The 12508-nt window shown below is 55.4% G+C and carries 9 protein-coding genes; 5 read left to right on the plus strand and 4 right to left on the minus strand.

Annotation, left to right across the window (positions count from 1 at the left end; translation table 11 throughout):
- The first annotated feature begins 105 nt into the window (after positions 1 to 105).
- The 3 genes from K4305_RS08495 (at position 106) to K4305_RS08505 (ending at position 3838) form a co-directional block, all read left to right on the plus strand.
- The gene (locus tag K4305_RS08495; RefSeq protein WP_331561986.1) at positions 106 to 1275 is read left to right on the plus strand and encodes a patatin-like phospholipase family protein; all 1170 of its coding nucleotides are present in this window, start codon (positions 106 to 108) and stop codon (positions 1273 to 1275) included.
- A gap of 19 nt (positions 1276 to 1294) precedes the next feature.
- The gene (locus K4305_RS08500; protein WP_331561987.1) at positions 1295 to 3289 is read left to right on the plus strand and encodes a tetratricopeptide repeat-containing protein; all 1995 of its coding nucleotides are present in this window, start codon (positions 1295 to 1297) and stop codon (positions 3287 to 3289) included.
- 66 nt (positions 3290 to 3355) lie between these two features.
- Positions 3356 to 3838: a toll/interleukin-1 receptor domain-containing protein gene (locus K4305_RS08505; protein WP_331561988.1), complete on the plus strand. Its 483-nt coding sequence runs from the start codon at positions 3356 to 3358 to the stop codon at positions 3836 to 3838.
- 284 nt (positions 3839 to 4122) lie between these two features.
- Here K4305_RS08505 and K4305_RS08510 read toward each other — a convergent pair whose 3' ends face one another.
- On the minus strand, positions 4123 to 5307 hold the full coding sequence (locus K4305_RS08510) for an iron-containing alcohol dehydrogenase (protein ID WP_331561989.1): 1185 nt from the start codon (positions 5305 to 5307) through the stop codon (positions 4123 to 4125).
- A 208-nt stretch (positions 5308 to 5515) separates the two neighbouring features.
- On the opposite strand from K4305_RS08510, the gene purH reads away from it, so the two are divergent.
- On the plus strand, positions 5516 to 7093 hold the full coding sequence (gene purH, locus K4305_RS08515; protein ID WP_331561990.1) for a bifunctional phosphoribosylaminoimidazolecarboxamide formyltransferase/IMP cyclohydrolase: 1578 nt from the start codon (positions 5516 to 5518) through the stop codon (positions 7091 to 7093).
- A gap of 95 nt (positions 7094 to 7188) precedes the next feature.
- On the opposite strand, the gene queG is transcribed toward purH, so the two are convergent.
- On the minus strand, positions 7189 to 8217 hold the full coding sequence (queG, locus tag K4305_RS08520) for a tRNA epoxyqueuosine(34) reductase QueG (RefSeq protein WP_331561991.1): 1029 nt from the start codon (positions 8215 to 8217) through the stop codon (positions 7189 to 7191).
- Positions 8218 to 8345: 128 nt separating this feature from the next.
- Between queG and K4305_RS08525 the strand changes: the two genes are divergently transcribed.
- The gene (locus tag K4305_RS08525; RefSeq protein WP_331561992.1) at positions 8346 to 10280 is read left to right on the plus strand and encodes an FAD-dependent oxidoreductase; all 1935 of its coding nucleotides are present in this window, start codon (positions 8346 to 8348) and stop codon (positions 10278 to 10280) included.
- 194 nt (positions 10281 to 10474) lie between these two features.
- Here the strand turns inward: K4305_RS08525 and K4305_RS08530 are convergent, their stop codons facing one another.
- Together K4305_RS08530 and K4305_RS08535 are read right to left on the minus strand one after the other, a co-directional pair.
- Positions 10475 to 11608: a serine hydrolase domain-containing protein gene (locus tag K4305_RS08530; RefSeq protein WP_331561993.1), complete on the minus strand. Its 1134-nt coding sequence runs from the start codon at positions 11606 to 11608 to the stop codon at positions 10475 to 10477.
- Between the two features lie 10 nt (positions 11609 to 11618).
- Entirely contained in the window at positions 11619 to 12497 is an 879-nt protein-coding gene (locus K4305_RS08535; RefSeq protein WP_331561994.1) for an MlaD family protein, read from the minus strand.
- Positions 12498 to 12508: the final 11 nt, after the last annotated feature.

A 12508-nucleotide genomic window follows, 5' to 3' on the forward strand; every position in this document is an offset into this window, starting at 1 on the left:
CGTGCTTTGGCGGTAATCGTATATTTATCTGTACTGCAGGCAGTTGCTCTTATCAGGGTTGTCAGTCAAACCTTCGGTTTTTTCATATTGACAAAGGAGAAACCTATGAGTATCTGGGGAAAGCTTTCCCATCGTTTTGAGAACAGTGAGCCGCGCAAACATCGTCTTCTCGCGCTTGACGGCGGCGGCATACGAGGTGTTCTCACCCTCGAAATACTCAGGAACATAGAGAGCCTGCTTGCCGATGCTACCGGTAAAGGCTCCGCCTTCAGGCTTTCGGATTATTTCGATTATGTTGCCGGCACCAGCACAGGAGCGATCATTGCCGCAGGCATTGCAAGGGGCATGAAGGTTGATGAACTGCTTGATTTCTACGAGCACGCCGGTCCGGATATGTTCGATAAAAACAGGCTGCTGCAGCGCTGGTACTCGCTCTACAAATCCGATCCTCTTGAAAAGCTGCTGAAAAAAACATTCGGCCCGCATACCACGCTGAAACCGGACGATCTGAACTGTCTGTTTCTTGCCGTAACGCTGAACCGTACCACCGATTCTCCATGGCCAATCAGCAGCAACCCGCTGGCCAGATACAATGAGCTTTCGCGTCCCGACTGCAATCTGAGCATACCGCTCTGGAAAATAGTCCGAGCAAGTACCGCCGCTCCGGTTTTCTTTCCTCCGGAAGTGATCAACTGGTGCCCTGGTGACAACGCCAAATCTTTTGTATTTGTGGATGGCGGCATGACCCCTTACAACAATCCCGCATTTCTCCTGTACCGCATGGCTACCGATCCGGTATACCGGCTGGGGTGGCCGACTGGAGAGACTATGCTGCAACTGGTTTCAGTCGGTACCGGTTCGGCTCCACGGGTTGAGCCCTTCTCAATCGATCCGGAGCGTGGACTGCTTGCCAATGCCATGGGCATACCGCTCGCTCTGATGTATGGTGCCATGGTCGATCAGGATGTCAACTGCCGTCATATCGGCCGCTGTGTGCATGGAGATTGCATAGATCGTGAAATCGGCGATATGATACCGGTTGACGCAAGCGGCGCGCGGATTCCCTTTTCTGAAAACCTTGGCCGTCGTTTTCTTTACGCCCGTTACGATGCGGCGCTCAGCAGCGAAGCACTCTGCAGACAGGGGTTTGATGCTGTCGATCCTGAAAAGGTTCGGAAACTCGATGCCGTTACCGAAATAGAAAATCTCAGAAAGATCGGCCGCAAGGCAGCGGAACAGGTTTCCCCTGACCATTTCAGGGGGTTCATACCATAGCCAGAAAAGGGGGGCATTCATGCATGCCTTTATCGTACGCCCGTTCGGAGAAAAAAAGGGAATCGACTTCGATCGTGTAGAATCGGAACTCATCATGCCTGCATTGCGGGCTCTCGGGTTTTCCGGGGGAACGACAGCGCTTTTTCTCGAACAGGGGAACATACGAACAGACATGTTTTACGAACTTTTAATTGCAGATCTGGTCATTGCCGACATATCGATTCACAACGCCAACGTTTTTTATGAACTCGGCATCCGCCAGGCCCTCCGTAAGCGTCACACCTTTTTGCTGCGCTCTTCGACGCCTGACGAGGTGCCTTTCGATCTGAAAACCGACCGGTATCTGCATTACGATGCCTCCGCTCCGGCTGCATCGCTGCAGACACTCACCGAGGCTCTCCGGGAAACCTGGATAGCGAAAAAGACCGACAGTCCGGTTTTTCAGTTGCTGCCTCATCTCCAGGATGTTTTCTCGGAGCCCTTTAATCTTGTGCCGCTTGATTTTCAGGAAGCGCTCCGTCACGCGGTATCGGAAGGCGATACGGTTCTGCTTGAACTCATGGGTGCCGAACTGCACGGAATTCCATGGAAATGCGCCGGCTTGCGTCTGATCGGTGAAGCCCAGACATCGCTGAATGCATGGCGTGATGCACGTATTACCTGGAATGCCGTGCTTGAGTACGATAAATTCGACGTCGAGGCAAACAGCGAACTGGCAACCATCTACGACCGTCTCGGCGAGTCATGCCTTGCCGATCAGGCCGTCGACCGGGCGCTGCAGGGCGGAGAGCGGATGCTGCCGGATGCACGGCGGGCCGAACTGCTGGCCCTCAGGGGGCGGAACGCAAAAACCCGCTGGCACAGCGCATGGGCCGGAATCGCCAATACGGCTGAAAAACAGCAAACGGCATTGTCATCGATCCATATCAGGGAGTCGTATGAGTGGTACAGCAAAGGATTTGCCGTCGATCGTAATCACTATTATCCGGGACTGAATGCCCTTGCCATGCTCACCATCATGATCGAGCTTGCAGGTCTGCATCCATCAACATGGGAAAGCCAGTATCAGACCAACAGGGAGGCCGCGTTCATGCTCGACGGGTATCGTGAAAACCTCAGGCTTCTTGCTGCAGGGGTCCGGCTTGCACTCGATTCACAACGCGAGCGTGCCAAAAACGGGGAACGCGATATCTGGCTGGAAATCAGCGAAGCCGATCACGCTTTTCTGACGCTCGACAATACTGTTTTCATCTGCCAGAAATACCGGCAGCTTCTTTCATGCCTCGCGCCTTTTTACCGTGACTCTGCCATGAGACAGATCGGGCTGTTCCGCGAGCTGTCTCTGTTTTCCGACAGAACGGGTGCGGTGCAGCATGCAGTTCCCTCATCTCCGTCAGAGTCCGAAAAACCTGCCGTGCAGGTTCGGGCTCTGTTGTTTACCGGCCATCGACTCGATGTTCCCGGAAGGGGAACGCCGCGGTTTCCGGCTTCGGGAGAAGATGCTGCAAGGGAAATGATCCGGGCAGCTGTTACGCGTGAGCTGGAGCATGCGGGCGAATGGACGCTTGCGGGTATTGCAGGAGCGGCTTCAGGCGGGGACATCATTTTTCTTGAAATCTGCGAAGAGCTGGGTATTCCGCTGCATATTCATCTGGCCGTTCCCGAGCGTGACTACATCAGGGCGTCGGTGGCCGATGGCGGCCACGAGTGGGTTGAGCGTTTCGAAACACTTGTCCGGAAGCATGCCCCGAAGGTTCTCTGCCGCGACGGGCAGCTGCCGGCCTGGCTCCGGAGCCGAAAGGATTACAATATCTGGCAGCGTTCCAACCTCTGGATGCTTTTCTCCGCGTTTACCCTGTCCCCTGATTCGCTGACCCTTGTCGCGCTCTGGGACGGTGCTCCCGGCGACGCTCCGGGGGGAACCGCCGATATGGTCAGCCGTGCCCGCGACCTCGGGGCAAGGATCGTGCATCTCGATACCAGAAAGCTTATAGCGGGAGGTTCATCAGTATGAGAGATACGCCGGTAAAGAAGGGGTTTTCTTCATAATTATTTACAACCGGATCCGGAGGAACGTGCCATGAATATTTTTCTGTCATATGCACGTGAAAATCATGACAGGGTTGAAGCGGTCTGTCGCGTACTCGAAGCGAATCATCACGAGGTTTTTTTTGACAAAACGGATCTGCAGGCAGGAGGCAAATTCAACGAAGAGATCCACGATGCGATCCGCTCAAGCGATCTTGTGATTTTTTTTATTTCACCCGCGTCAGTCACGAAGGGGTGTTATGCGCGCACTGAGTTGAAGTGGGCGAGCGAGAAATGGCCTGATCCGGCAGGCAGAATTCTGCCCGTCATGCTTGAACCGACGGATTTCAGCATCATACCGGCAGTACTGAAATCAGTACTTACCATTTATGAACCGGAAGGGAACCTCGAAGCCGAACTGTTACAGCTTGTGGCGGCTGAAGCAAGGAAGAATTTCTGGGAGAACACGAAGATGTCGTTCAGAAAAGGCTACAAGAAAGGCAAATCGTTCGGAGACAAGTTGATGGGAAATTGAGTTGTTTTTTATTTATTGGCGGACTAAAAATACCGACGGACATGTATAAACACAGGGAGCGATACCGCCATGATGAACGCGTATCTACAGGGAAAAGCTTGCCGCTTTTTACAGAAACTACCTGAACCAGGATCTGCGCGACCGGGACCTGACTGATTCCGGAAAGGCAAACGTTTTCGGAAACGAAATCGAGCATATTCTCGTCCGAACTCCTGCAGCTCCTCTGCAGAAAGCAGGCTGACAACTTTTTTCGTCAGGCATGCGTCCGGGGTTTTATACAGTCGTTACAGCGCCGATCGGAGTACGTCTGCAATGTCTTCCTTGCTCATGGGCGGACGACCGGGAAGGCGGCCTTCGGAGTCACGGGCTACAAGCAGGGTGTCCGTGGCATAACGCTCAAGCAGCTTCTCTCCGATTCCCGTTTCCGAGAGCCGGGTCGGGCAGCCGATCGAGCGCAGAAATGCTTCGAACTGGTCGATTCCTTCGGCGACAGCTCTGGCGTCTTCCGGATTTTGCATTGGTATTCCGAAGATGCGCGAGGCGAACGTTGCGAATCGCTCGGGGCGGGTCCGGGAGGCGAAACGCATCCATGCGGGATTGACCACCGCCAGTCCTGCGCCGTGCGGGATATCGTGGTGGGCGGAGAGGGTGTGCTCGATCATGTGCACCGGAAAGGGCGATGCGGTGCCGGCCTGCACCCACCCGTTGAGGGCAACCACCGATGCCCATTGCACCTGCGAGCGGGCTTCGATATCGTTTCCGTCGGCTACAGCCCTTGGGCCCCATTCCATTGCGGTGAGAATAACCCCTTCGGCAAATCGGTCCTGCAGCGGCGTACCGTCAACCCCGTTGAAGTATGATTCGGTCACGTGGGTAATCAGGTCGCAGATTCCGTATGCGGTCTGATCCTGCGGTACGCTTGCCGTCAGCTCGGGATCGACGATGGCAGCTTTCGGGTAGAGGCATCGGGCGGAGACAAAAGATTTTACGGTCGTTTTTTCATTGGTGATGACCGCTCCGCCGTTCATTTCGGAACCGGTTGCCGCAAGAGTAGGCACGGCGACGACTGAAAGCGCCTGCGAGGGAAGTATCCGGTTTTCCTGACCGGCCATCATGTTCCACAGATCTCCTTTGTAGAAGAGAGCTGCAGCCATGACCTTGGCAGCATCCATGACACTGCCTCCGCCAAGGGCGATGACCACGTCGCAGCTTTCGCTTAGCGCGATTTCCGCCCCTCTTTCTACCGTAGATAGCCGGGGGTTGGGTTCTACCCCGGAGCATTCGGCTACCGATATGCCGGCGGCATTCAGGCTCGAAACCGCCTTCTCCAGGGTGCCGTTGCGCCTGACGCTGCCGCTGCCGGTCACGAGCAGTGCTTTTTTGCCGTATGAACTTACGACTTCGCCGAGTTTCGAGAGTGTTCCCGCTCCGAAAACAAGATGCGTCGGATTCTGAAATTCGAATTTCATGTGTTTTCCGGGTGATATTATGTGTTTTCCATACGTTGGCTTGTTTGCTGATCGCCGGTTTGCCGTTCATATCGGAAAATAAGGTATTTCCATTGTTATTGGGGTGCTTTCGGCGGACGAATGCGTCAGGAGAATTCAGAAAATATGGGTTATTTCGTAAATTCAGCCTTTACGAACAGCCATTCAATTTTATATAAATATTCTGCACATGTCTGATCCTGTCATCAAGCGGGCGCTGGTATCCGTATCCGATAAAACCGGTATCGTGGATTTCTGTCACGAACTTTCCGAACTGGGTGTCGAGATTTTTTCAACCGGCGGAACCCTGAAGGTTCTTCAGGATGCCGGTATTGCCGCGGCTTCCATTTCAACCATTACCGGGTTTCCCGAGATCATGGATGGCCGGGTGAAGACTCTGCATCCGAAAATCCATGGCGGCCTGCTTGCCGTCCGTGAGAATGCGGACCATGTGAAACAGGCGCTGGAGAACGGTATCGGATTCATCGATATGGTGGTGGTTAATCTTTATCCCTTCGAGGCCACGGTGGCAAAGCCTGAGGTGACCTTCGAGGACGCTATAGAGAATATCGATATCGGCGGCCCATCCATGCTTCGCAGCGCGGCCAAGAACAACGAATCTGTGACCGTACTGACCGACAGCGCCGATTACGCATCGGTGCTTGCCGAAATGCGCGAGAACGGGGGTACGACTAAGCGTTCGACCCGCCTCATGCTTGCCCGCAAGGTTTTCGAACTTACCTCGCGCTACGACCGGGCCATCGCAGCATTTCTCGTCGGGGCTGAAGGTGCCGAGGCCGTCGGTGCTGCAGAAAAGATGACTGTTTCGCTTGAAAAGGAGCTCGACATGCGTTACGGCGAGAACCCGCATCAGAGCGCCGGTTTCTATAAAATGACCGACAGCGAAGGCAGCCGTTCGTTCGGCGCCTGTTTCGAGAAACTGCACGGCAAGGAGCTGTCGTACAACAATATGCTCGATATCGCCGCAGCTGCCGGCCTTATCGAGGAGTTCCGAGGTGAGGATCCTTCGGTGGTTATCATCAAGCATACCAATCCGTGCGGCGTGGCTCAGGCTCCGACGCTTGCGGAGGCATACCGCAGGGCGTTTTCTACCGATACGCAGGCTCCTTTCGGCGGCATCATCGCTTTCAACCGGCCGCTCGATATGGATACCGCAGTTGCGGTTAACGGGATATTTACCGAAATCCTGATCGCTCCTGCTTTCGAGGATGGTGTGCTCGATCTGCTTATGAAGAAGAAAGACCGCAGGCTGGTGCTGCAGAAGCAGCCGCTGCCGAAAGGCGGATGGGAGTTCAAGTCCACACCCTTCGGCATGCTTGTTCAGGAGCGTGATGCCCGTATCGTTGCCGTCGAGGATCTGAAGGTGGTCACCAAACGGCAGCCGACTGAAGAGGAACTTTCCAACCTGATGTTTGCCTGGAAGATCTGCAAGCATATCAAATCGAACACCATTCTGTACGTCAAGAACCGCCAGACCTATGGCGTTGGCGCAGGACAGATGTCTCGCGTCGATTCTTCGAAGATCGCTCGCTGGAAGGCTTCGGAGGTGAATCTCGATCTGAACGGATCGGTTGTGGCTTCCGATGCGTTTTTCCCGTTCGCTGATGGGCTGCTTGCCGCTGCCGAGGCTGGCGTAAGCGCCGTGATCCAGCCGGGCGGTTCAATCAGGGATAACGAGGTGATCGAGGCTGCGGATGCCAACAATCTGGCTATGGTGTTTACGGGGATGAGGCATTTCAAGCACTGAGGTTTGATACTCGCGCCCCTTTGCGGGGCTTGGTTTACGAGAGAAACGACAGAAAAAGCTATCCGGAAGGGTAGCTTTTTCTGTCGTTCAGAGCATTATGAATGTAGATTTATCGGTGATCCGGGATTGGTTGCGCTGCCGGTATTCTGTTCCTGCGCAGCACGGGCAGACGAACCTGCCGAGAGATTTTCCATGACGGCCCGTGCGTTGCGTTTGAGGCGTTTGAGGCCGATGCGGAAGATGGGCGTGCCTGAAAAAAGTTTGCGGAAACCCGATCCGGTCAGGTTCAGAATATCCTCCGGCGTAATGCCGAACAGTTCCTTTTTCAGAGCGAAGAGCCCTTCGGGAGCTGGTTTGCGCGATCGGTTACCGGGGCATGATTCCTGGCAGAGGTCGCAGCCGAAAAGCCACGTTCCCACCATCCGCGATTCTTCCGGCGTGAACTCCCGTTTGAGTTCGATGGTGAGGTAGGAGATGCAGCGGCGTGCGTCGAGTTTTCCCGGTTCGACGAGCGCTCCGGTCGGGCAGCTTTCGATGCAGTTTCTGCATGCTCCGCACCGGTTGGGCAGCTCTTGTGCCGGATCATGGATTTCGCGGTCAATCAGCAGTTCTCCGAGAAAGACGTATGAGCCGGATGCGGTTGTGTTGAGCAGTGTGTTTTTTCCGGTTTTTCCGATTCCTGAGCTTTCAGCCCATGCTTTTTCAAGCATTGGCGAGCTGTCGACTGCTATGACGGCCTGTACCGGATCATCGTAGATCGTGCGGATGAAGGTCAGCAGCTCTTCGAGTTTACTTCGTACTACCCGATGGTAGTCGTCGATGAGCGCATATCGCGAGATGCGTGCGCCTCCGGAAGCCGGTGCATGGTATTCCGGCCTGTTGTAGCAGAGAGCAACGGAGATAATGGTTTTTACGCCTGGCAGGAGCAGCGATGGATCGGCACGTTCCGGAATTGCGGTTTCAAGATAGCGCATTTCTCCATGCCGTTTTTCCTCTATCATGCAGCTGATGCGCGCGATTGCTTTTTCCTGGGGCTGGATCGGCGAAAATCCTATGGAAGCGATACCGAGCCGCAGGGCTTCGCGGCGGATCGTGATCGCAGGGTTTTCATCGGGCAGGAGCATGATATATTATATTCTGCGTTTGCCGTTTCCAGTGCGGCAATGGTTGCCGGAATTACTATTTATCGTTAAATATACATTTTGCTTTGTTCTCCAACCGATCCGCTGCGGGTCTTAGTTCACCTCTGTGTATGGAACGTCGTGAGTTTATTCGAACAGTACTTTCCCGTACAGGCATCGGCGCAGGAGTGAGCGCGGCCGCTCTTGCTGGTGCGGTGGGATATTATCAGCCGAGAAAAGAGCTTTATAATGGAGTCAGCAAGGACGGCCAGGGAGCGGAACGTCTTGCGACAGAGAAGAGCGCTGTGGTGATCGGGGGCGGTCTTGCCGGCATCAGTTCGGCTCTCGAACTTGCCCGTCGCGGATTCAGCGTTTCGCTGGTCGAGGCTTCCGGGTCGCTTGGCGGAAAGCTGACCGGGTGGGATCTCGAAGCGCTTGGCGAGCGGTTTCCGGTGGAACACGGGTTTCACGGGTTTTTCGATCAGTACTATAACCTGAACGAGATGTTTGCCTTCGCCGGGGTCACAAGCGGAGTGTTCGACCCGGCTCCGGGTTATCCGGTGCTCTTCAGCAAGAGACCTGCCGAAGTCTACGGGAAGACTCCGAAATGGTTTCCCTTCAATATCATCTCCGTGGTAGGCCAGTCCCGTTCGCTCGATATCGCTTCGTTCCTGAAAGAGTACAAAGGGCTCTGGCCGGTGATCGGCATGTTCCGTTACGAGTACGGCGCGACTTTCAGGGATTATGACTCCATCGACTTCATGACCTACTGCCGGAAAGGGGAGATACTGCCGGCATTCATCGATACCGTGCTGCATCCGTTTGCCGATGCCACCATGAACCGGATGGAGGTACTCTCCGCCGCCGAGGCTATCCGTTATTTTCATTTTTATTTCATGGGCAGTCCCGAAGGGCTGGCCTTCCGGATTACCAACCGGGACTGCATGACGGCGCTGATCGATCCGCTCGAAGCGAAACTTCGAGAGCTTGGCGTTACGATTCTGAAGGGACGAAGAGCGGACAGGCTGCAGGTGGAGAACGGCAAGGTTACAGGCGTAGAACTGCAGGGGGGGGCCGGCAGCGGAGGCGTGGTTTTTCGGCAGACAGACGGGGGCAGCCTTCCCGATCGGGGCTGGGCCCTGCTGCATACGGATGGAGGCGTGCCGGTTATCGCTTCTCGCGAAGGAGGAGTTATCAGGGCGTTCGACGCGCGTTGCACGCATATGGGTTGCCCGGTTACCTGGGATGCCGACGCAGGGGAATTCTACTGCCCCTGCCATGCAGGTCGTTTCGATGCGGAGGGCAATCCGGTCGGCGGTCCGCCCGATGCTCCGCTTGCGCCGCTCGACGCTGTCGAAGATGGCAATGTTCTTGTTTTCAGGGTTCCTCGGACGGCCTCAGGGTTATCGGCGGAGGTGCTTGCAGCCGATTACTGCGTTATGGCTTCCGACGTCCGGGGGACGAAGGAACTGGTGCGTGCTTCCGGACCGGGCCTGGCGTCCCTCGAATCATCCGTTGCGTCGCTTTGCGAGGCGGATCCCTACGCGGTTTACCGCCTCTGGCTCGACAGGCCGCTGGGTTCCGCGGATTTTCCCTTCTACACGGTATCCGGTTATACCTATACCGATTCCATTTCGGTCTACTCGGATTTTCAGGAGCCTTTTATTTCATGGGCAAAAGAGCATGGGGGATGCGTTATCGAACTGCATGCGTATGCCATCGCTCCTGAAGATGTGAAGCCGGAGGAGATTATCAGGGCTGCCATGAAGGAGGAACTGCATCAGATGTTTCCGGAAACGCGGGAGGCGTCCATCCTGCACGAACTCTACATGCAGCAGTCGAATTTTACCCGTTGGGCTCCCGGCGCCCACAGCCGCAGGCCCGGAGTCGAGACCCCGATATCAAATCTTTTTCTTGCGGGCGACTGGGTGCGCGTCGATGCTCCGGTTTTTCTCATGGAGGCCGCCGCCTTCACCGGGCGAATGGCGGCCAACGCGATATTCAGCCGTGAATCGCTGAAGCTCACGCCGTTGCCCATCGTGCCGATGGATGGCATTTTTGCTTAAAACAGGAGACGTTTTTCTCGGATTTTCATCGATGGAAGCCTGGAGCGCTTTACGGGAGTATAGGGCGTAACAAGTAGGGGACGTTGTTTTGCAGCTCAACTTGCGAAGGGGAAAAAGGGGAATTGATAATTGATAATGGGAAGATGGGAGAGATGAGGTGCTATCCAGCCGGTTTTGTTGTGTCCCGATCATGTTTATTTTATGCACTGAACCACGGTGTCGTGCAGGAGGGGACGGAATTTGCGGATCTTTATGTTATCCGAGGTGGGGTGGACGCGGTTGCTGAGCATGATGACGGCAAGATCCTTTTCGGGATCGATCCAGATGCTGGTGCCGGTGAAACCGAGATGCCCCCATGAGGAGGTGGAAAATGCCGTTCCGGCTGAGGAGAGCCCTTCGAGCGAGCGAAGGTCCCATCCGAGCGCGCGGGAGTTGCGTCCTGTTCTCGTTGTGAACATTCTTACGGTTTCCGGCGTGAAATATTGTTTTCCTTCATAGGTTCCTCCCTGCATAAGCATCCTGATATAGGGCACAAGATCGCCGGTTGTGGAGAACAGTCCTGCATGGCCGGCTACACCGCCAAGCAGCGCGGCGTTCTGGTCGTGTACGAGAGGGCGTTTCGTACGGAAGTGCCACGTAGTATCCTGTTCCGTCGGAGCGATTGAGCCGAGAAGCGAAGCCGGAGGGTTGAACATGGCGTGTCGCATGCCGAGCGGAAGGGCGAATCTTTGCCGGAAGTTGGCATCGAGAGTCCTTCCGGTAACGGTTTCGACGATTCTGCCAAGCGTGATGAAGCCGAGGTCGCTGTAGAGCGTTCTGACGCCTGGCGTCGAGAGCAGCGTGTCGGCGTCTATTGCCTGGAATACCTCTTCGGGAGTTCGGCAGGTTTTATGATAGAGTGTATGGGCGCGCAATCCCGAATTGTGCAGCATCAGGTTGCGAACCGTGACCGACTGCTTGCCCCGGGATGCGAATGCCGGCAGGTAGCGCGAGACCGGCGCGTCGAGATCGAGCGAATCCCGCTCGACAAGCTGCATGACGATACCGGTTGTGACGACAGGTTTTGTGAGCGATGCGAGGTCGTAGATGGTTGCGGTATCGGCAGCCGGGGATGCGGCTGCATAGGTTTGCCGCCCGAAAGCCTTGTGGAATATGGTTTTTCCCCGGTGGATCACCGCTATGCCCGTTCCGGGAAAAACGCCTTCCCTCAGAGCATTTTCGACAAGCGTTTCAAGAGGCCGGAAATCCCCGGCGGCAGCCTGCCGGGGAAGGGCTAGCGCTGCAGCAGCGGCCAGCAGCATGATGGAAATCGTTCTGCGAATGCCCATCCTGAGATCCTCAGAAGACCGAGAACTTGACGTAGCGTTTCGGGTTTTTTTTCAGGTCTACCAGCAGCGAGTCGAGCGAAGTGAGCGTTTCGTTCAGGTTGTTGTAAAGCGCCGGGTTGGAATGAAGCTGGCCGAAAGTGCCCTGGTCGCTTTCGAGCCTGGCAATCAGCGCTTCGGTTTTTTCCGCTGCCTGGTTCAGGCGCGAGACGGTCTGTTCGGTATTTTTAGCCAGTTCTCCGTCGTTCAGAAGCTTCGGCAGGAGGCCGTTGCCTTTCGATGCTTTCTGTGAGAGCGTCGAAAGTTCGGCGGAGGTGCTTCTGAGGCTGCTGACGGTTTCAGCCAGATCGGCACCCATCTTTTCGTCGGAAACCAGCCTGCCGGCTACCCCTTTGCCGCTGTTGAGCCTGTCAAGCAGTTCGTTGATTTTTGCAAGTACCTGGTTTGCTCCGCCAGTCAGCTCGGCCATGCCGTCTTCGGAGTCGAGGGCGATGAAGTCACCGCTCTTGACCGGCTGGCCCTTGCCGGTCATGATATCGACATATTTATCACCAAGTACGCCGAGAGCGCGGATGGTGGCTTTTGCGTCACTGGTGACAAGGCCTGCAAATTCGTCGCGCAGTTTCAGTTCGGCAACCACATAGAGTGAGTCGTTATGGGTGACGAAATCGAGCTTTGATACCGTTCCGATTTTTTTGCCGGAGACGGAGACGAAGTTGTTTTCCGCAAGACCCTGGACGTCACGAGAGAGTACCTTGATGGTGGTCGTTCCGGTGAAGAGGCTGCTGTTCTTGCCGATCACGAGTCCGAGATATGCGGCAAAGCCCAGACCGAGCAGAAAGAATATGCCGGTTTTCAGGTCGCTCCATTTCAGTGAGTTCGGATTTCTCATACAGGTAATTC

Origin of the sequence: Chlorobium sp. (genome assembly GCF_036528655.1) — a bacterium.
GTDB lineage: Bacteria > Bacteroidota > Chlorobiia > Chlorobiales > Chlorobiaceae > Chlorobium.